Annotated in this window: 22 protein-coding genes; 9 read left to right on the forward strand and 13 right to left on the reverse strand. The window is 71.1% G+C overall.

Annotation, left to right across the window (positions count from 1 at the left end):
• Window positions 1-8: 8 nt before the first annotated feature.
• Window positions 9-1,025, reverse strand: coding sequence for a Gfo/Idh/MocA family protein (locus tag ADX84_RS19620; protein WP_049577329.1), 1,017 nt, complete (start codon window positions 1,023-1,025; stop codon window positions 9-11).
• A gap of 124 nt (window positions 1,026-1,149) precedes the next feature.
• Here ADX84_RS19620 and ADX84_RS19625 point away from each other — a divergent pair, with 124 nt between their 5' ends.
• On the forward strand, window positions 1,150-1,539 hold the full coding sequence (locus ADX84_RS19625) for a hypothetical protein (protein ID WP_049577332.1): 390 nt from the start codon (window positions 1,150-1,152) through the stop codon (window positions 1,537-1,539).
• Here the strand turns inward: ADX84_RS19625 and ADX84_RS19630 are convergent.
• The 3 genes from ADX84_RS19630 to ADX84_RS19640 all read right to left on the reverse strand — a co-directional run bounded on the left by ADX84_RS19630 (window position 1,536) and on the right by ADX84_RS19640 (window position 4,671).
• On the reverse strand, window positions 1,536-2,504 hold the full coding sequence (locus ADX84_RS19630; protein ID WP_234004077.1) for a DUF4097 family beta strand repeat-containing protein: 969 nt from the start codon (window positions 2,502-2,504) through the stop codon (window positions 1,536-1,538). The two genes, ADX84_RS19625 and ADX84_RS19630, sit on opposite strands and share 4 nt — an antisense overlap.
• A gap of 62 nt (window positions 2,505-2,566) precedes the next feature.
• Window positions 2,567-3,274, reverse strand: coding sequence for a response regulator transcription factor (locus ADX84_RS19635; RefSeq protein ID WP_049577338.1), 708 nt, complete (start codon window positions 3,272-3,274; stop codon window positions 2,567-2,569).
• A complete protein-coding gene (locus ADX84_RS19640) occupies window positions 3,262-4,671 on the reverse strand; it encodes a histidine kinase (RefSeq protein ID WP_199776645.1) in 1,410 nt (469 codons plus the stop codon). Before ADX84_RS19640 ends, ADX84_RS19635 begins: the two co-directional genes overlap by 13 nt.
• 146 nt (window positions 4,672-4,817) lie before the next feature.
• On the opposite strand from ADX84_RS19640, the gene ADX84_RS19645 reads away from it, so the two are divergent.
• A complete protein-coding gene (locus ADX84_RS19645) occupies window positions 4,818-5,570 on the forward strand; it encodes a (2Fe-2S)-binding protein (RefSeq protein ID WP_369801124.1) in 753 nt (250 codons plus the stop codon).
• 45 nt (window positions 5,571-5,615) lie between these two features.
• Here the strand turns inward: ADX84_RS19645 and ADX84_RS19650 are convergent, their stop codons facing one another.
• Window positions 5,616-6,098 (reverse strand): VOC family protein, encoded by a 483-nt coding sequence (locus ADX84_RS19650; protein WP_049577346.1) that lies wholly within the window; start codon window positions 6,096-6,098, stop codon window positions 5,616-5,618.
• A 149-nt stretch (window positions 6,099-6,247) separates the two neighbouring features.
• Between ADX84_RS19650 and ADX84_RS19655 the strand changes: the two genes are divergently transcribed.
• From ADX84_RS19655 to ADX84_RS19665, 3 genes are all read left to right on the forward strand, one after another.
• Window positions 6,248-6,679: a helix-turn-helix domain-containing protein gene (locus tag ADX84_RS19655; RefSeq protein WP_049577349.1), complete on the forward strand. Its 432-nt coding sequence runs from the start codon at window positions 6,248-6,250 to the stop codon at window positions 6,677-6,679.
• Between the two features lie 44 nt (window positions 6,680-6,723).
• Window positions 6,724-7,089, forward strand: coding sequence for a DUF4180 domain-containing protein (locus ADX84_RS19660; RefSeq protein ID WP_049577354.1), 366 nt, complete (start codon window positions 6,724-6,726; stop codon window positions 7,087-7,089).
• Between the two features lie 96 nt (window positions 7,090-7,185).
• On the forward strand, window positions 7,186-7,989 hold the full coding sequence (locus ADX84_RS19665) for a methyltransferase domain-containing protein (protein WP_049577358.1): 804 nt from the start codon (window positions 7,186-7,188) through the stop codon (window positions 7,987-7,989).
• On the opposite strand, the gene ADX84_RS25695 is transcribed toward ADX84_RS19665, so the two are convergent.
• Complete coding sequence (locus ADX84_RS25695) at window positions 7,929-8,879, reverse strand: alpha/beta fold hydrolase (protein WP_369801125.1); 951 nt, start codon at window positions 8,877-8,879, stop codon at window positions 7,929-7,931. The two genes, ADX84_RS19665 and ADX84_RS25695, sit on opposite strands and share 61 nt — an antisense overlap.
• A gap of 11 nt (window positions 8,880-8,890) precedes the next feature.
• On the opposite strand from ADX84_RS25695, the gene ADX84_RS19670 reads away from it, so the two are divergent.
• Window positions 8,891-9,298: a MarR family winged helix-turn-helix transcriptional regulator gene (locus ADX84_RS19670; protein WP_049577362.1), complete on the forward strand. Its 408-nt coding sequence runs from the start codon at window positions 8,891-8,893 to the stop codon at window positions 9,296-9,298.
• A 3-nt stretch (window positions 9,299-9,301) separates the two neighbouring features.
• Here ADX84_RS19670 and ADX84_RS19675 read toward each other — a convergent pair whose 3' ends face one another.
• Both ADX84_RS19675 and ADX84_RS19680 read right to left on the reverse strand, forming a co-directional pair.
• Window positions 9,302-9,862 (reverse strand): GNAT family N-acetyltransferase, encoded by a 561-nt coding sequence (locus ADX84_RS19675; RefSeq protein ID WP_049577435.1) that lies wholly within the window; start codon window positions 9,860-9,862, stop codon window positions 9,302-9,304.
• 127 nt (window positions 9,863-9,989) lie between these two features.
• The gene (locus tag ADX84_RS19680) at window positions 9,990-10,607 is read right to left on the reverse strand and encodes a TetR/AcrR family transcriptional regulator (RefSeq protein WP_049577367.1); all 618 of its coding nucleotides are present in this window, start codon (window positions 10,605-10,607) and stop codon (window positions 9,990-9,992) included.
• A gap of 69 nt (window positions 10,608-10,676) precedes the next feature.
• Here ADX84_RS19680 and ADX84_RS19685 point away from each other — a divergent pair, with 69 nt between their 5' ends.
• The gene (locus ADX84_RS19685) at window positions 10,677-11,366 is read left to right on the forward strand and encodes a GAP family protein (RefSeq protein ID WP_049577372.1); all 690 of its coding nucleotides are present in this window, start codon (window positions 10,677-10,679) and stop codon (window positions 11,364-11,366) included.
• A gap of 99 nt (window positions 11,367-11,465) precedes the next feature.
• Here the strand turns inward: ADX84_RS19685 and ADX84_RS19690 are convergent, their stop codons facing one another.
• Both ADX84_RS19690 and ADX84_RS19695 read right to left on the reverse strand, forming a co-directional pair.
• Complete coding sequence (locus ADX84_RS19690; protein WP_049577375.1) at window positions 11,466-12,203, reverse strand: VOC family protein; 738 nt, start codon at window positions 12,201-12,203, stop codon at window positions 11,466-11,468.
• Window positions 12,204-12,320: 117 nt separating this feature from the next.
• A complete protein-coding gene (locus ADX84_RS19695; protein ID WP_049577379.1) occupies window positions 12,321-13,178 on the reverse strand; it encodes a LysR family transcriptional regulator in 858 nt (285 codons plus the stop codon).
• A 68-nt stretch (window positions 13,179-13,246) separates the two neighbouring features.
• Here ADX84_RS19695 and ADX84_RS19700 point away from each other — a divergent pair, with 68 nt between their 5' ends.
• The gene (locus ADX84_RS19700) at window positions 13,247-14,194 is read left to right on the forward strand and encodes a DMT family transporter (RefSeq protein WP_082206635.1); all 948 of its coding nucleotides are present in this window, start codon (window positions 13,247-13,249) and stop codon (window positions 14,192-14,194) included.
• Here the strand turns inward: ADX84_RS19700 and ADX84_RS19705 are convergent.
• Window positions 14,133-14,990: an alpha/beta fold hydrolase gene (locus ADX84_RS19705; protein ID WP_049577385.1), complete on the reverse strand. Its 858-nt coding sequence runs from the start codon at window positions 14,988-14,990 to the stop codon at window positions 14,133-14,135. The two genes, ADX84_RS19700 and ADX84_RS19705, sit on opposite strands and share 62 nt — an antisense overlap.
• A gap of 156 nt (window positions 14,991-15,146) precedes the next feature.
• Here ADX84_RS19705 and ADX84_RS19710 point away from each other — a divergent pair, with 156 nt between their 5' ends.
• Window positions 15,147-17,042, forward strand: coding sequence for an ABC transporter ATP-binding protein (locus tag ADX84_RS19710; RefSeq protein WP_049577388.1), 1,896 nt, complete (start codon window positions 15,147-15,149; stop codon window positions 17,040-17,042).
• Window positions 17,043-17,244: 202 nt separating this feature from the next.
• On the opposite strand, the gene ADX84_RS19715 is transcribed toward ADX84_RS19710, so the two are convergent.
• Window positions 17,245-17,592: an MmcQ/YjbR family DNA-binding protein gene (locus ADX84_RS19715; protein WP_049577392.1), complete on the reverse strand. Its 348-nt coding sequence runs from the start codon at window positions 17,590-17,592 to the stop codon at window positions 17,245-17,247.
• Between the two features lie 24 nt (window positions 17,593-17,616).
• Window positions 17,617-18,150, reverse strand: coding sequence for a sugar O-acetyltransferase (locus ADX84_RS19720; RefSeq protein WP_049577439.1), 534 nt, complete (start codon window positions 18,148-18,150; stop codon window positions 17,617-17,619).
• Between the last annotated feature and the right edge of the window lie 47 nt (window positions 18,151-18,197).

Consider the following 18,197-nt stretch of genomic DNA (forward strand, 5'->3'; position numbering starts at 1 on the left):
GGGCGGGCTCATCCCCGGGGGACGCTTCTGACGTCGGAGGGCCCGCTCACCAGCGCGCCCACGTCCCTGATCTGGTCCGTGACCCCGGCCAGCCGCAGGCTCTCCGCCCAGGTCATGTCCGGGCTCTGGCGCTCACCGGCGGCCAGGCACCGCCCGACCTCCTCGATCTCGTACTCGTAGCCGTTGGCCCGGAAGGGCCGGTGGAACCGTTCGGGCGCGCGCCCCTCCCGGTGCAGGACCAGTTCGGTGGCGGCCCAGAAGAGCGGGATCTCGATCCAACCGTCCGTCCCGGCCAGCACCGCGCGGTTGGGCAGGACATTGCGGGAGGCGCAGGTCAGGGAGGCGCTCACTCCGTCCTCCCCGTGCACCAGCACCGCGGTCTGGGTGTCCACCATCCGGTCCGGCGACAGCTGCCGGGTGGCGCCCACCACGGTGAGTTCGCCCAGGTACTGCGCGGCCAGCGCCAGCGGGTACACCCCCAGGTCCATCAGGGCACCACCGCCGAGGTCGACGTTGAACAGCCGGTGGTCGGGGTCGTAGGGGACGTTGATCCCGAAGTCGGCGGAGACCGTGCACAGTTCGCCGACCGCCCCGTCCGCGACCAGTTCGCGGGCGAGCCGGGAGGCCGGCAGGAAACGCGTCCACATGGCCTCCATCAGGAAGCGGTCGTTGGCCCGGGCCGCCGCGACCATCTGCGACACCTGGAGCGCGTTCATCGCCATGGGCTTCTCCACGAGCACGTGCTTGCCCGCTTCGAGCATCAGGAGGGTGTTCGGATGGTGCCAGGGGTGCGGTGTGGCCACGTAGACCACGTCCACGTCGGGGTCGGCCGCGAGTTCCTCGTACCCGCCGTGGCGGTTCGGGACGTCCCACACCCGACCGAACTCCTCCGCCCGGTCCAGCGTGCGCGAGCCCACCGCCGTGACCCGGGCCGAGGGGACGGCCCGCAGTCCCTCCATGAAGGCGTGCGCGATCCCACCGGTCCCCACCACGCCCCAGCGCGGCCCACCGTTCTGTTGTGTCATGTGGGCATCCTAAAAACACGGTCATGTCCGGGTCGAGGCGGGGAAGGTCCTCGGTTTCCGCGCGGGGGGACCGTACGGTGGCCGAGGAGAGGCCGCGCACGGCCGACACGTGAACGGAGGAGGAATGTCGGAGACACTCGCCCGGAGGTTGGGGGTCGAGCCCGGAGACCGGCTGCTCGTCCTCAACGCCCCCGAACGCTACCTGCGGCTGCTGGAACCCCCGACCGACATCCACATCGACCTCGGTCCGATCGAGGGCGCCGAGTACGACGACCTGCACCTGTTCGCCCTGGACCGGGGCACCGTCGACCGGGAGGGCCCCCGCGCCCTGGCACTCACCGGCCCCACCACCCGCCTGTGGGTGTGCTTCCCCCAGCGGGGCGGCACGATCATCACGGACCTGACGGCTGACAAGGGCTGGGACACCCTGGTGGACGCGGGATGGCGCGGCACCGCCCAGGTGCCGATCGACTCGGACTGGGCGGCGCTGCGCTTCGAACGCCGGGGCGTCTAGCTCTCGACCCGGACGGTACCGCTGGTGGTGTTGACGTCGATCCGACCGTCGCCGCCACCGGTGCCCACACCGAAGTCGCGCTGGCCGGACACCGACTCCCCGGTGACCTCGTACTCCCCGTCCGGGACCGTGGCCACGACCCCGCCGCTGACGGTCTCCACCGACAGAAGGTCGAAGGGGTCGGTGGTCCGTGCCCTGACCTCACCGGAGGTGGTGACGGCCTCCAGGGTGGTGAACCCGCCGCCGAGCTCCAGCGCACCGCTGACCGACTCGGCCCGGATCTCGTCGGCGGTGAAGTCCTCCGCGCGGATCTCGCCCGAGGTGCTGGAGACGTCCAGCAGGGGGCCCTCGCCGGAGGCCGTGATCCGGCCGCTGACGGTGTGGGCCCGCGCCGCGCCCTCGACCCGGTCGAGGACGATGTTCCCGGAGACGCTCTCCACGTCGACCGCGCCGCTGTGCTCCGACACGTCCACGGCGCCGCTGGTGGTCTCCACGCTGAGGTCGCCCTCCAGGTTCTCCACGGAGACCCGGCCGCTGATGGTCTCCAAGGTCACCTGAGTCCCGGTGGGGACCGTGACCTCGTAGTCCACCGAGCAGGAGCTGAAGAGCGGCAGCCCCGAACAGTCGGTTTCGATCTCCAGCGTGCCGCCCTCGGCCTCGATGTCCTCGTCCGGCTCCGACAGGGGGCTGCCCCGCAGCTTGCGGTCCACGGTGACCTCGTCGCCCGTGCCGCCGCGGAGCAGGACCTCGCCGCCGGTGGAGTTGTCGATCTCCAGCGCGCTCACCCCGCCGAAGGAGTCCGCGCGGTCCGACTGGTTGACGGTCATGTTCCCCAGCACGGAGAGCGCGGTGAGGACGACCAGCGCCAGCACGAGCACCCCGCCCAGGAACATCCACGGTCCCCGGCGGAATCCCCCGCGCTCCTTGCTTGAGGAGGCGTACAGGCCTCGTGCCCTGAAAGTCATGTTCTTCCCTTCCTGGAAGGCTCGGCCCTCCCTCTGGTGTCCCGGTTTCGTGCCGGTGCCGGTCAGTCGCGGTCGGTGCCGCGCAGGTAGCGCAGCACGGCCTGGACCCTGCGGTGGTCGTGGTCGTCCTGGCCGAGGTCGAGCTTGGTGAAGATCGACCTGATGTGCTTCTCCACGGCCCGGTCGGTGATGGTGAGCCGGTCGGCGATCCCGGCGTTGTTCAGACCCTGGGCCATCACCTCAAGGACCTCGCCCTCACGCGGTGTGAGGCTCTCCAGGGCCCGGTCCCGGCGCCTGCTCAGCAGCTGTGAGACCACCTCGGGGTCGATCGCCGCGCCGCCCCCGGCCACCCGGCGCAGCACGGTGAGGAACTCCTCGATGTCGGCCACCCGGTCCTTGAGCAGGTAGCCGACCTTCTCGGCGCCGCCCCCGAGCAGGTCGGCGGCGTAGCGGCTGACCACGTGCTGGGACAGCAGCAGCACGGCCACCTCGGGGTGGTCCCGCCGAATGCGCACCGCCGCCTGGATGCCCTCCTCGGAGTAGGTGGGCGGCATCCGGATGTCGATCAGGCACAGGTCGACGTCCGGATGCTGGAGGACGGCGGCGGTCAACGCGTCGGCGTCCCCCACCTCCGCGAGGATCTCCACCCCGGAGTCCTCGAGCAGCCGGACCATGCCGCTGCGCAGCAGCACGGAGTCCTCGGCGATGATGACGCGCGGCCCCCGCCGTTCGTCGTGTGTGTCGGCCGTGCTCACGGTCACGCCTTCCATGGGATGTTCGCGGTCAGGACGGTGCCCCCGCCGGTCGGGCTGTGGACGGTCAGTATCCCGTCGACCGCGTCCACCCGGTCCCACAGCCCGTAAAGACCGGTGCCCGCCTCGGGGTCGGCGCCCCCGACCCCGTCGTCGGTCACGGTGACGCGCAGCAGCTCGCCCCTGCGCCCAAGGGCCGCGATCCGTTCGGTGGTCACCGCGACCTGCCCGGCGTCGGCGTGCTTGGCGACGTTGGTCAGCGCCTCACAGACCACGTAGTAGGCGACTCCCTCGGCCCGCGCCGAGGGGCGTTCGGGCAGGTCCACGTCGAGGCGGACCGGGACCGGGGAGCGACCGGCCGCCACCGGCAGGGCCGCGCCGAGCCCGTGGTCGGTCAGGACCCTGGGGTGCAGGCCGCGTGCGACCTGGCGGAGTTCGGTCATGACCTCCCGGGACTCCTCCTGCGCCTCGGCGATCAGCTCACGGGCGCCGTCAGGGTCGTGGGAGAGCCGGGCGCGCGCCCGGGTGAGGGTCATGGTGAGCGCGAGGAGTCGTTGCTGGGCGCCGTCGTGCAGGTCGCGTTCGATCCTGCGGCGTTCGGCCTCGGCCTCGTCGACCATCCGCAGTCGGCTGTCCTGGACGTGCAGGAGCCTGCGCCGCATCCGGACCTCGGGGGCCTCGAAGAGCAGCAGGCGGTGCAGGAGGACCTCGGTGGAGATCATGTGGGGCGCCAGGCGCAGACCGACCACGGCGGCCAGCGGGCCGACGACGACCAGGATCAGCGGGCCGACCAGATCGCCCGGTGTGCCCAGGGCCAGGATGTAGGCGATTCCCAGGGACGCGCCGATGGCGGCGGCGCCGCCGCACACCACGAACACCACGACCAGGCCCGCGGCGAACAGTCCGTGCAGGCCGGCGGCGGTGCTGTAGACCACCATGGTCCACGCGTCGCGGCCGAAGACGAACCGCCACACCCGGGTCCAGGGGTTGTCGTCGGCCAGGGGGTCGGGCGGGTTGGCCTCCACGATCCCGAACACGTTGGCGAGGCGGTCGCGCTGGACCCGGCAGGCGAGTCTGGCGAGCAGGGTGGCGGTGACGGGCAGGACGACCAGGAACCCCAGGGAGTCGCGGACGACCTGGGAGACCGGGTAGGTGAACCCGATGTCCGTCCAGGGCAGGAACAGCCCCATCCCGATCCAGCTCGCCACCATGACCAGCAGGGAGACGGGGATCAGGTAGAAGAGGGCCAGGGTCAGGGAGGTCATCAGGTGCAGGACCTGGACCAGAAGCAGCCGCCATCCGCTTCCGTGGAGGTCGGAGGCGAAGGGTACACCGGCCAGGGCGGTCAGCCGGGCCCCGACTCTTCCGCCGCCCCGTTCCGCGCTCCGCGCCCGCTGTTCCCGTGTGCCGCTCACAGGACCAATCTAGGGATTGGGGCAGTTGGGCACGAGGTCAGCAGCACGAGGAACGCGGGTGGTGCCAGCACTACCGGCCTGGTCGGGGCGGGCCGAGTGCCGGATGGTGCAGGGTGGGGGTTCGGGTTCGTCGACCGGGGGTGACGGTGCTGGAACGGGTGTTGGAGGACGTCGGGGGCGTCAACACGTTCTTCCGGGTGGGGAGGGCTCCGCTCGGTGAGGGCTGGGAGCCGGTCACCGCGTGGGACGGTCGCACAGAGGCCGGGCGGGAGCGCGTGGCGGTCGAGGTCGACCGAGTGCGGGCCCAGCTCGGGGCGGTCTCGGGTGTCGGCGCGCAGGACGTGGAGTGGCGGGTGGGCGCCTCACTGTTCCACCAGGGGCTGGCCTCGCGGTTGCTCTCGCCCGTGCTGGCGGCGGGGCTGTGTCACGGGGTGCGCCTGCGCGCCGACCTGTTTGTCCACGAACCGGGGCGCTCGGGGTCCTTGGAGCTGCGCACGCGACAGACCCGGGCCACACCGATGTCAAGGGAACCCGTCGAGGTCGCAGCGTGGGTGGAAGAGACCGTGGTGGGGGGTGTGCTGGCCCACGTGGAGGAGGCGCTGTCCGGCATCGGCCGGGTCTCCCCCGGTCTTCTGCGGGGCGACACCGGTGCGGCCCTGGCAGGGGCCGCACGCGCCCTGGGCGGCGCCCGGGGCGAGCAGCGCGCGCACGCGGAGGAGGTGGTCCGGGTCCTCACGGACCGGCCCTGCCTTCGGGGCACGGGTGCCTATGTCGGAGTGGACCGCGCCGGGTTGGCGGTCTTTCGCAGGACCACCTGTTGTCTGTACTACCGGCTGCCCGGGGGCGGTCTGTGCGGTGACTGCGCGCTGCGCCACCCGCCCACCACCCGTTCCCGGTGAGGAGACGTCCGTGCCGTCTCGCCCCCGGGGCCGGTCCCGCTCGGCTCAGACACCGTCCGCCGCCCGGCGGACCGCCTCCAGGTCGATGCGGCCCATCGTGAGCATGGCCTGGGTGGCCCGGTAGGCCCGCTCCGGGTCGGGATCCCACACCAGGGAGTCCAGCTCCTCCGGGAAGACCTGCCAGGAGAGGCCGAAGCGGTCCCGGAGCCAGCCGCACTGGCTCTCCTGGCCGCCGTCGGTGAGCGCGTTCCAGTAGCGGTCGGACTCGGCCTGGTCGCGACAGATGACCTGGAAGGACACCGCCTCGTCGAAGGTGAAACCGCCCCCGCCGTTGAGTGCCGTGAAGGGCGCCCCGTCCAGTTCGAACTCAATGGTCAGCACGGTGCCCTCGGCAACCGGCATGTCGGGGCCGTAGTGCGTGGTCCTGAGCACGCGCGAGTTCTCGAAGACGTGCGTGTAGAACTCCACCGCCTGTTCCGCCTGGCCGTTGAACCACAGACACGGCCTGATCGTGTGCAGGAGTGCCATGGTCTCCCCCTTCTCCCCGGAGTTTCCCCTCTCCTCTTGGTACCCGCTTCTCTCATGCCGCACCACACTCCTCAAAGTTCCCTAAACTCCTGCGACAGCAAGTATCATGAGGGAAGTTTATGGAAGAAAAAGCGTCAGCAAGGAGAGTCGTGCCCCAGCAGTACTACTCGGTGGACCAGGTCGCGGACCTTCTGGGTCTGCACGTCAAGACGGTGCGCGCCTACGTCCGCGAGGGGCGTCTGGCGGCCACCCGGATCGGGAAGCAGTACCGTGTCCGCCGCCGTGACCTCGAGGAGTTCGCCGGTGGTCCGTTGTCCGAGGAGGAGGGTTCCGAGGCCCAGGAGGCTCCCCACGCGGAGGCCTCCACCGTCGTGCACGTCGACGGAATCGACCGCGCCACGGCCGACCGTGTCACCACGCTGCTCACCGTCACCGGGCGGCCCGAGGACCGTGGGCGGGCGCACGTCCAAGTGGTCCACGACCCGGGGCGCTCCCGACTGAAGGTGGTCATGGTGGGCGACCTGGCCTCCACCGCGACCCTGTTGGGCTACATCGACTCGCTTGTGGGTGACCAGCGGTGAGCGCTTCGGAAACAGGCGGGCCGTCGGGAAGGGAAACGGAGCCGATGTCGCGGACCCTTCCGGAGACCCGTCAGCTGGGCGCGCGCCCCGTCATGCTCTGCCCGGAGCTGGGGCCTCCCCTGCGCGAGGCCGCCGACGTGATCGGTGACGCCTTCCACCACGGCGTCACCTGGGTCGCGGTGCCCGCGGGGCGCCTCGACCCGGACTTCTTCCGGCTGCGCACGGGCGTGGCCGGTGAGTTCCTCCAGAAGTTCGCCAACTACCGGATCGGACTGGCCGTGGTCGGGGACGTCTCCGCGCACGTGGCGGCCAGCGACGCCTTTCGCGACCTCGTCCGGGAGTGTGATCGCGGAACGCAGTGCTGGTTCGTCCCCGATCTGCGAGCCCTGGGAGAGCGGCTGTCCCTCTGACCGGAGAGCCTCGTCTCACATGTTGAGATGATCATCTCACAAAGAGAGATGCCGGGGTAGGGTCGACCGAAGCCCCCGAGACGAAGGCGGAACCCGATGGCCCGGTACACGCACGGACAACACCCGACCGTCACCACCTCCTACCTGTGGCGCAACGCGGAGAACTCCGCTGCCTACGCGCTGCCGGAGATCAGGCCCGGGCACTCCCTCCTGGACGTCGGCTGCGGCCCCGGCAGCATCACCGTCGACCTCGCCCGCAGAGTCGCGCCCGGACGCGTCACCGCCGTGGACGCCTCCTCCGAGGCGGTCGAGCGGGCACGAGCCCATGCCGAGGAGGTGGGCGCGGACAACGTCGACTTCGTGGTCGGCGACGTCCACGGCCTGGACCTGCCCGACGACACCTTCGACGTCGTCCACGCCCACCAGGTCCTCCAGCACGTGGGCGACCCGGTGCGGGCGCTGGCCGAGATGGGCAGGGTCGCCCGACCGGGCGGCGTGGTGGCCGCCTGCGACAGCGACTACTCGGCCATGCTCTGGTACCCGCGCCTGCCCGAACTGGACGCCTGGATGACGCTGTACCAGGGGGTGGCCCGCGCCAACGGGGGCGAACCCGACGCCGGACGCCACCTGCTGGCCTGGGCGCACGCGGCCGGGTTCACCGAGGTCAGCTATGTCGCCGAGGCGTGGAACCACTCCGACCCCGAACGCCGGGCCTGGTGGGGCGACATGTGGTCGCACCGCATCCTGGAGTCGGCGGTGGGCCGCGACGCCGTCGAGAGGGGGATGGCGAGCCAGGAGGACCTGGAGTGGATCTCCCAGGGCTGGCGGCGGTGGAGCGTTCATCCCGACGGTGTGTTCGTGATCCCCCGGGGCGCGATCCTGTGCCGGGTTCCGGGCTGAGGCAGGCGTCGGCGGCCCGCGCACCCGTTCACCAGCCGCCAGGTCTCACCGCGACGAGGCCGGGTCCGCGAACGCGCGGATCTCGCTGACAACGGTCCGCCAGGCCGGGGCGGGAACCTCGTGACCACGCCCGGCAGGGTGACCAGACGGGCGCCGGGGATTCTCGAGGCGATCACGGTCGCCGCCCTTGGCCGGATCAGGGGGTCGTCCTCGCCGTGAGGCACCAGTGTGGGCGCCGTGACGGAGCTGATCGGCGGACCGCTCCACTGGGCTCCGATCTGACGGCTCTGCGCCCCGGTGTCCCGGGCTCCCGCGTCGGCCAGTGCTTCGGCCCTGGTGAGGGCCTCCCCTCGTCGAAGGGCTGGCCGGGCCCCGCGCAGAAGCGGGCCACGGCCAGCCCCGCCCGGACCGCGCCCTCCCTCGTGTCGGGGAAGCGCATTCGGCTGGGCCTCGCCACGGAGGGGATGTTGACGTAGCGCAGGGCGCCCAGGCCCCCGTGTCTCCGGGCCGGCGCTGGCCGAGGTCAGGCTGCGGACCCTGTCCGGGTGGCGGACGGCGACGCGCTGGGCCACGGTTCCACTGAGTGAGACCCCGAACAGGTGAGCGGACTCCCAGCCGAGTTCGTCCATGACCGCGACGGCGTCGTCGGTCATGTCCTCGACGGTGACGCGCCTGACCAACACCGTCCTGTTCCGAACCCAGCGATCTCCCACCGAGATCAACTGCCCGGCCGAGCCGCTTTGGGGGCGGCTGGCGACGCATGCGCGGCCCACGAACCGCCTCCGGGGATCAGTCTCACGGAACACGCACCGGCCGACCCGGCGTGACACTGGCCGCGACGGCGACCGCCGATATATCGTCGGTCCGTCGGGACCCGGACCTCGACCCATCCGGAGGCACCATGACCGACCTGCCCATCGGATTCTGGCTCAAGCACCTGGACCGGCTCATCGAGAACGACCTCGACCACGCCCTGGCCGAGGACTCCCTCGGACGCCGTCAGTGGCAGGTGCTCAACTCCCTGCACGAGGACCCCGGCACCGTCCTCCAGCTGGACCAGCGCCTGGCGCCCTTCCTGGAGGAGGACGAGCCCACCGTCGCCCCGGCCGTGGAGGCCCTGCGTGAGCGCGGCTGGGTGAGCGGCCTGGTCTCACTGGAGCTGACCACCGACGGCCAACGGGCCCACGGAGATCTCCTCCAGCGCGTCAAACGCACACGGGAACGACTGTGCGAGGGCGTCAGCGACCAGGAGTACCGGGACACCGTCAACGTCCTCGAACGGATGTCGGCCAACCTCGAACAGCCCTGACCGTCAGTCGAAGAGCAGTTCCCTGGTGAGCTCGACGAAGGCCAGGTCGTCCCGGCGGGGCAGCCCGAAGGCGGCGTCTCCGTAGGGGAAGGGTTCGGTCTTGCCGGTGCTGGTGTACCCGCGCCGCTCGTACCAGGCGATCAGCTCGGGGCGCTGCTTGAGGACCTTCATCCGGATCAGGCGGCACCCCCACTCGCGCGCGGCCGTGCGCTCGGCCTCGGCCAGCACGACTCGGCCCAGGCCCGCTCCCTGGAGGTCGGGGCGTACCGAGAACATCCCGAAGTACGCGCCGTTCACGCTGCGCTGGAGTTCGCAGCAGGTGACGATCTCACCCCCGGACTCGCCGACGAGCACCAGGGTGTTGGTGCGGCCGAACAGTTCCGCCATGGCGTCGGCGTCCACCCGCTGCCCGTCGAGGAAGTCGGCCTCGGTGGTCCAGCCCTGCCGTGAGCTGTCGCCCCGGTAGCAGGAGTTGACCAGGTCGACCAGCGCGGGGACGTCCTCGACCCCCGCGGGCCGGAACTCGACCCTGGCCCGTCCGTCCGGCACGCCCTCGCCCTGCATGGTGGTCACGCTCTCCCCCTCGAAATCCCTCGGGATCACCCCGAACCGCGCACCCAGTATGTCCAAGACCGGGGAGTGGCCGGGCCACCCCCTGGTGCGGACACCGGGCCGAGGCGATCGGACCGGGCTAGTGCCGGGTGGACTCGACGTGCGCCAGGAAGGATCGCAGCCTCGCGCTCCCGGCCTCGGAGGAAACCTGCGCCGGGTTGACCATCATCTGGAGGGCGAGCCCGTCCACGAAGGTGTGCAGGAACGCGGCCCAGGTCTCCAACCACGGGTCAGGGTGTTCGCTTTCGGGGTCGCGCAGGGGAGGCAGTCCGCCGAGTCCGCCGACCAACCGGCGGTAGAGGCCCCGCTGGCGGGACCAGCGCTCCTCCAGGCGGGGGTCGAGATCACCGAGGTCCCCGGCCGCCTCCCAGACACGGAACTCGGCGCTGCGAGTGGGGTCCAGGGGGAGCATGTGCTCGGCGAACCTTGCGGTGCGCTCGACCATGGAGTCCCCGGGGTTCATGGTGAGCGACTGTTCCCGCATCCGCCCGACCACGCGTTCCTCGGACAGGTCCATGGCGAAGACCAGCAGTTCCTCGCGGGTCCGGAAGTAGTGGCGCAGTGCCCCGGCGGAGAGCCCCGCCTCGGCGGCGACGGTGCGGATGGACACGGCCTGGGGGCCGGAGTGGGCGATCACCCTCCACAGGGCCTCGGCCAGCTCCCGGCGGCGTTCTTCGTGATCAACGATCTTGGGCACCCTCCTTTTTTAGCACATCTGTGTTATTTTATTTGGCACAGTCGAGTTGAAAAAGATGCGGAGAGACGCATGCCTCCCCTGGACGTACTCCTGCCAGTCGCCGGACTGGCGCTCCTGGACACACTGAGCCCCACCACCCTCGGTGTCTCGCTCTTCGTGCTGCTGAGCGGCGCCAGCTCCGTCGCCCGCCCCCTCTTCGTCTACCTCGGCACGGTGGCACTGTTCTACTTCGCCCTCGGGTGCGCGCTCATGCTGGGACTGGGAGTCGCCCTGAGCGAACTGTCCCACCTCGCCGACAGCCCCGTCACGGGCTGGGTCATGGTGGTCCTGGGGGCGGGCCTGTTCGCCTACTCCTGGGTGATGCCCACCAAGCGGCGCGCACCCCGCCGCCCGGCCTCGTTCCGGACCACCAGCATGGTCGGCCTGGGCCTGGCCACCGGACTGCTGGAGGCCGGGACCGCGCTGCCCTACCTCGGCGCGATCGGCGTCATGAGCACCGCCGAGTTGGCCCCGCACACCTGGGTCCCCATGCTCGCCGCCTACAACCTGGTGATGGTCCTGCCCCCGGTCCTGCTCTACCTGGGCCACCGCGTGTTCGGCGAGCGCCTGCGCCCCAGACTGGACCGCTGGCGGGAGAAGGTCGACTCGGGCTCGCGCGAGGTCCTGTCCTGGGTCATCGGCATCGTGGGGCTCCTCCTGCTCATCAACGGTCTCCAGCAGGTGGGGATCATCGACCTCATCGACTCCTTGGACCTCTGAGGCGGGGGTCGGGGGATTCGGCAAGGGCTGTAGCCAGCCCCCGAATCCTGTTCCGGTGTTCCTCGCGCCCGGTCCCGCGAGGGTCGACCGGTTCTGCCGTCAGCGCGGGGTGAGGACGCAGAACTCGTTCCCCTCGGGGTCGGCCAGCACGGTCCACGGCACGTCACCCTGCCCCAGGTCGACGTCGGTGGCGCCCAGGGTCCGCAGCCGGTCCGTCTCCGCTGCCTGGTCATCACCGGGATAGGGCCTCAGGTCGAGGTGGATCCGGTTCTTCACGGTCTTCACCTCGACGGAGCGGACGAACTCCAGGTACGGGCCGACCCTCTCCGAGGAGCGAAGGAGCGCGTGCTCGTCGGTCACCTCGTGCACGGTCCAGTCCGTCGCCTCGCCCCAGAAACGGGCCATGGCCCGCGGGTCGGCGCAGTCGAGCACCACCGCGGCCATCGGGCCGGTGTCCCGGTAGAGGGCGCGGGGCTCCAGCACGCGGAACTCGTTGCCCTCGGGGTCGGACAGGGCGGCCCCGGGGGCGCCTTCCCGTCCCCGGTCGTCGGGGGTCGCGCCAAGGCCCTCCAGGCGCGCGACCAGCTCAGTCAGGTGCGCCTCGGAGGTGGTGGCGAGGTCCACGCGCACGCGGTTCCGTACCGTCTTGGGTTCGGGCACGCGAAGAACGTCGACGCAGAGCGCGATGGGGTCGGGGTAGGCGAAGCCCTCGGGTTCGAGGTTGGTGACGCCGGGTCCCTCGCTGGAGGTCTCCCAACCGAGTGCCCGTGCCCAGAAACCGCCGACTGCGGCGTCGTCCTGGGCGTTCATCGCGATCTGAACAAGTCGAGTGGCCATGACGACCGATCGTAGGCCCACACGTGCCGGGCGGCCCACCCCTTTTTCCCTGGCGGTCCGGGCCGCCCAGCAGGAGGAGCGCCGCGACGTGAGCGCGCTCTGACCGCTCCCCCGGGGTCAGCGGCCCTTCGCGTACAGCTCCGAGAGCAGAGCCACCGCCGCGTGCGTGGCCGGGTGCGGGTCGTGCCGCCGCCAGACCAGCCGCACGGGGATCAGCGGCGCGTCGCGCAGGGGCCGGAAGACGATCCCGTCGCGCCGGTACTGCGTCGCGGTGCTCTCCGGGGTGATGCCGACCGCCCGCCCGGTGGCGATCTCGGCCAACCAGTCGTCGATGTCGCGGGTGGGCTCCATGTCCGGACGCGCGTCCTCCGGCCACAGGTCCGCGGTGGTGGTCCCGGTGCGGCGGTCGAACAGCAGGACCCGGCCCGCCAGCTCCTCCAGGCGCAGGGAGCGGCGGCGCGCCCAGGGGTCGTCGGAGGCCATCGCGCAGTGCCGCCGCTCGTGCCCCACCACGGCGCTGTCGAAGCGTTTGCTGTCAAAGGGCGCCCGGACCACCGCCAGGTCGCACAGTCCCTCGGCCAGGCCCCCGGTGGGGGTGTTGGTGCGGATCAGGTGCAGGGCCACGTCCGGGTGCAGGTGGGACCAGCGGCGCTGGAACTCGGCCGTGTGGCGACCCACCGCCGACCACGCGTGCCCCACCCTCAGCCGGGTGTGGCCGGTGGTGGCCTCGCTCACGAGGTTGTCGGCCTCGGCCAGCAGGTGACGGGCTCGGGCCAGCACCTGGACCCCGGCGGTGGTGGGCGTGACGTTGCGGCTGGTGCGGTGCAGCAGACGCACGCCGAGGATGCCCTCCAACGCTGCGAGGGTCCGGGAGACCGCCGCCTGGGACACCCCGAGTTCGAGGGCGGCGTCGCTGAAGCTGCCGGTGTCCACGATCGCGACCAGGCAGCGCAGGTGGCGGAGTTCGAGATCCATGACTCCAGCGTATAGATGCTCAGTCGTATGCATTTTGCGTATGTGAAGCGCCGGTGGATGCTCGCGGTATGACGACTTCCACCGACACCGGACAGGGCGGGGACACGGCCGGGGGCAACGGCCCCGAAACGGGCGGGGGGCGATGGCGGGGCATGGCCGTGATGCTGACCGGCGGCGCCTCCAACCAGGTCGGCGCGGCCACTGCCGCCCTGGCCTTCCCGGTGATCGGGCCGGTCGGTGTGGTCGCGATCCGCCAGTGGGTGGCGGGCACCGTGCTGATGGCGGTGGGACGACCCCGGCTGCGCTCGTTCACCTGGCACCAGTGGTGGCCGGTGCTGGCGATGGCGGTGGTGTTCGGGTCCATGAACCTGACCCTGTACCTGGCCGTCGACCGCATCGGTCTGGGGCTCGCCGTCACCCTGGAGTTCCTCGGCCCCCTGGCGGTGGCCCTGGCCGCCACGCGCCGCTGGACCGACCTGGCCTGCGCGCTGGTGGCGGGCGGCGCGGTCGCGGTCCTCATGCGCCCGCAACCGTCCACCGACTACCTCGGGATCTCCCTGGCCCTGGTCGCGGCGGCCTGTTGGGCGGCGTACATCCTGCTCAACAGGACGGTGGGGCGGCGGCTGCCCGGAATCGAGGGGTCGGCCACCGCTGCGGGAATCTCCGCGCTCGTGTTCGTCCCCGTGGGGATCGTCGTCCTGCACCTGAATCCGCCCACGTTCACCGCCGTGCTGTGCGCGGCGGTGGCGGGAGTGCTCTCCTCGATGATCCCGTTCCTGGGTGACCTGTACGCGCTGCGCCGGGTCCCGGCCCGCTTCTTCGGCCTGTTCATGAGCGTGCACCCGGTGATGGCAGCCCTCGCGGGCTGGGTGGTGCTCGGGCAGGCCCTGGACTGGGTGGAGGGCGCGGCGATCCTGGCGATCGTGGCCGCCAACGCGGTCAGCGCGGGAACGGTCACCCGGAGTGCGCGGCCCGGCCACGAAGGAACTCCAGAACGGGTCCGGTCTGGCTCGTGAGGGCGTGACCGACCCCCGGAAGCACCCGCACGTGAGCGTGCGGAACGCACGCGCGCACCCGCCGGGCGGTCTCCGAGGAGTCGAACATCCGGTCGCGGTCGCCCACGGTGACCTGGAGCGGGAGGTCCAGCGCGCGCAGGGCGGAGTCGGTGAGGACCGGCAGGGCCTCGGTGCGCGGGCGGAACCGGGTGAAGACCGCCATGACCTCCTCAAGCACCGCCTCGTTCCCGGAGCGGTCGAGCCCCACCAGGTACCTGACGGAGCACTTCCGGGCGCGCGACCCGAAGAGCATCAGCAGCCCCGCCGCGAGGATGCTCCACCGGCGCTGTGTGCCCAGGCCTCCGGGGCATCCCAGGGCGAGGCGGGTGACCCGTCCGGGGCGGCGGACCGCGTAGTCCAGGGCCGTCCATCCCCCCAGGGACATGCCGACCATCGCGGCCGCCTGCACGTCGAGCCCGGCCAGAACGTCGTCCAGCCACAGCGCGCTGGCCTCCGTGGCCAGGTCAGGGCGGGAGGGCGCGCTCAGCCCGGGTTCGCCGACAAGATCCACCGAGTACACGCGGAAGTGCTCGGACCACGCGGGCAGGTCCCCGTACCAGTGACTGCCGTTGGCCCCGGAACCGTGCAGCAGGACCAGCGGCGGGGCCTGTTCGGGGCCGCAGGCGAGCACGAAGGTCTCGCCCTCGCGGGTGGGCACTCGCAGTCGCTGGGTCGGCACCGGAGCGTTGTCCAGGGTCCGGCCGTAACGCTGTCGGAGCCATTGCCCCTCGGCCTCGGTGCGGTAGATCGCACTCATGACTTCCTCCCTTAAGTTCCCTAAAATACCCCAAACATCCGCATGTCAGGGAATAATAAGGAACACAGGGGAGGTTCGAGCGCCAAGTTGACCTGAACTATTGTTGAGGTTCTACGGTTCGGGGGTAGCCAACGACACGGACCGGTGGATGACCCCATGAGTATGGAAATGACCGCGTGGAACTCGATCTACCACGCGATGCACGCCCACGAGGATCAACGCCCCTTCTCCCTGCCGGTCCTGCGCAGGATCGCCGCCTTCGCCCGCCCGCACTCACGCCCCTTGACCTGGTTCCTCGCGCTCAGCGTCATCGTGGCCGCTTTGGCGGTTGCGTCCCCGCTCCTGGCCGGTGAGGTCGTCAACGAGATCGTGGACGGATCGCCCCTCAGGCCGGTCCTCCTGCTGGCCGGACTCATCGCCCTGGTCGCGATCGCCGAGGCCGTCCTCGCCCTGATCGTGCGGTGGCTCTCCTCCCGGGTCGGCGAGGGGCTCATCCTGGACCTGCGCACCACCGTCTACGACCACGTCCAGCGCATGCCGGTCGCCTTCTTCACCCGCACCCGCACCGGCGCACTGGTCAGCCGGCTCAACAACGACGTCATCGGTGCCCAACGCGCCTTCAGCGACGTCCTGTCCGGCGTGATCAGCAACTTCGTCACCCTCGTCCTCGCGCTGGTCGTCATGGTGACCCTCTCCTGGCAGATCACGCTGCTCTCGCTGGTGCTGCTGCCCGTCTTCGTCCTGCCGGCCCGCCGCATGGGCGCCCGCCTGGCCAGGATCGAACGCGAGCGCACCATCCACAACTCCGCCATGAGCACCCAGATGACCGAGCGCTTCTCCGCGCCCGGCGCCACCCTGGTCAAGCTCTTCGGCCGCCCCGGTGACGAGTCCGCCGAGTTCGCCCGCCGAGCCAGCCGGGTCCGCGACATCGGAGTGCGCACCGCCATGGTCCAGGAGGTCTTCTTCACCGCCCTGACCCTGGTCTCCGCGCTCGCCCTCGCACTGGTCTACGGCCTCGGCGGCTACTACGCGCTGCGCGGCCAACTCGACGCCGGAACGGTCGTCGCGATGGGCATGCTCCTCACCCGCCTGTACGCCCCGCTGACCGCCCTGGCCAGTGCCCGCGTGGAGATCATGAGCGCCCTGGTCAGCTTCAGCAGGGTGTTCGAGGTGCTCGACCTCGAACCCCTCGTCGACGAGAAGCCGGACGCGCGCACGGTCCCCGCCGGGCCGGTCTCGCTGGAGTTCGACGACGTCACCTTCGGCTACCCCACCGCCGACCGGGTCTCCCTGGCCTCCCTGGAGGAGGTCGCCACCCTGGACACCACCGACAACGGGTCGGTCCTGCACGGGGTGTCCTTCCGGGTCGAGCCCGGCCAGACGGTCGCCCTGGTCGGCTCCTCGGGGGCGGGCAAGTCCACCATCGCCCAGCTCACCCCGCGCCTGTACGACGTGGACGAGGGGTCCGTCCGTCTGGCCGGGACCGACGTCCGCGACCTCACGTTCGCGTCCGTGCGCGCCACGCTGGGCATGGTCACACAGGACGGACACCTGTTCCACGAGTCCATCCGAGCCAACCTCACCCTGGGATCCCCGGAGGCCACCGACGACCAGGTCTGGGACGCCCTGCGCCGCGCCCGCCTGGACACCCTGGTAGGCAGCCTGCCGGACGGGCTGGACACGGTGGTCGGCGAACGCGGCTACCGCTTCTCCGGAGGGGAACGCCAGCGGCTCACCATCGCACGCCTCCTGCTGACCGGGCCCGAGGTGGTCATCCTCGACGAGGCCACCTCCGCCCTGGACTCCACATCCGAGGCGGCCGTGCAGGCTGCTCTGGCCGAGGCCCTGGAGGGGCGGACCGCCCTGGTCATCGCCCACCGGCTGTCCACCATCCGAGCCGCCGACGAGATCCTGGTGATCGAGGCCGGAAGGATCCTGGAACGCGGAACCCACACCGAGCTGTTGGCCAGGGACGGCCGTTACGCCGAGCTGTACCGGACCCAGTTCTCCCACGGGGACACCGAACCGGTGGCGGCTGGCCAGGCCCCCTAGCGGTGTCACAGACCCCGTTCCCCGGTGGCGCCACACCGGGAACGGCCCATCCGTGGTCGGGGCCCGCTTGCGCGGACCCCGACTCCCCCTGCCACCTGACCGGAAGGGTCACCTCGCTGGGAGAGGCACGCCCGTCAGCTCGTTTCCGACCGGGACGGGTGAGGGTCGGGGACACACCACGTGTCCCCGCCCCTTCCGATGGTCAGCCCCGTGTGTCCGGTCCGGGCCCGGTCAGGCGGCGCGGGGCGCGCAGACGCCAGGCCTCGTCCAGCAGCTCGGACAGCTCCGTGGTCTCGACCAGGCCCAGGCGCACCAGCACGCTGGCGTGCCCTTGGTAGTGGTCGGTGGTGAAGAACCGCTCCGGGCCGGCGTCCCTCAGTTCCTGACCGTGCTCGGCGCTGGCCAACCACAGGACCAGGACGTCGGGCATGTCGTGCAGGCGGGCGAAGATCCTGCCCGAGGCATAGAAGGCGGGCCTGCCGTAGCAGGGGCGTTCGGTCACCTCCGGCAGTGCCAGCGCGATCCGCCGGACGTCGTCCTCGCCGCTCACGTGTGCTCCTTCCTGACTGGGGCGTCAGATCTCCTTGATGACCCGTGCCGGGTTGCCGACCGCCACCACGTTGGCGGGCAGGTCCTTGGAGACCACCGCCCCCGCTCCCACCACGGTGTTCTCACCGATGGTCACACCCGGGCAGACGATGACCCCGCCGCCCAGCCACACGTTGTCGCCGATGGTGATGGGCGCGGCCGCCTCCCACTTGGCTCGGCGCAGCTCGGGGTCAAGGGGATGCGTGGGGGTGAGCAGCTGGACGCCCGGGCCGATCAGCACGTCCGCGCCGATCGTGATGGGGGCGACGTCGAGCATGACCGCGTCGAAGTTGACGAACGAGCGCGGACCGATGGTGATCCGGTACCCCAGGTCCACCCGCAGCGGCGGGCGGACCTCGCTCCCCTCTCCCAGCTCACCGACGAGGTCGGTCAGGGCCTTGCGCCGGCCCTCCACGTCGTCGGCCGCACTGTTGTTGAAGGCCTCGGAGCGCAGCCGGGCCTGGGCCACGTCCGCGTCGATCTCGGGGTCGTCGGCGAGATAGAGCTCGCCGGCCAGCATGCGTTCCTTCTGAGTGCCCACGGGGGTCCTTCCTTCGGGAGTCCTGG

The sequence above is a fragment of the Nocardiopsis sp. SBT366 genome (genome assembly GCF_001083815.1).
GTDB classification, from domain to species: Bacteria; Actinomycetota; Actinomycetes; order Streptosporangiales; family Streptosporangiaceae; genus Nocardiopsis; species Nocardiopsis prasina.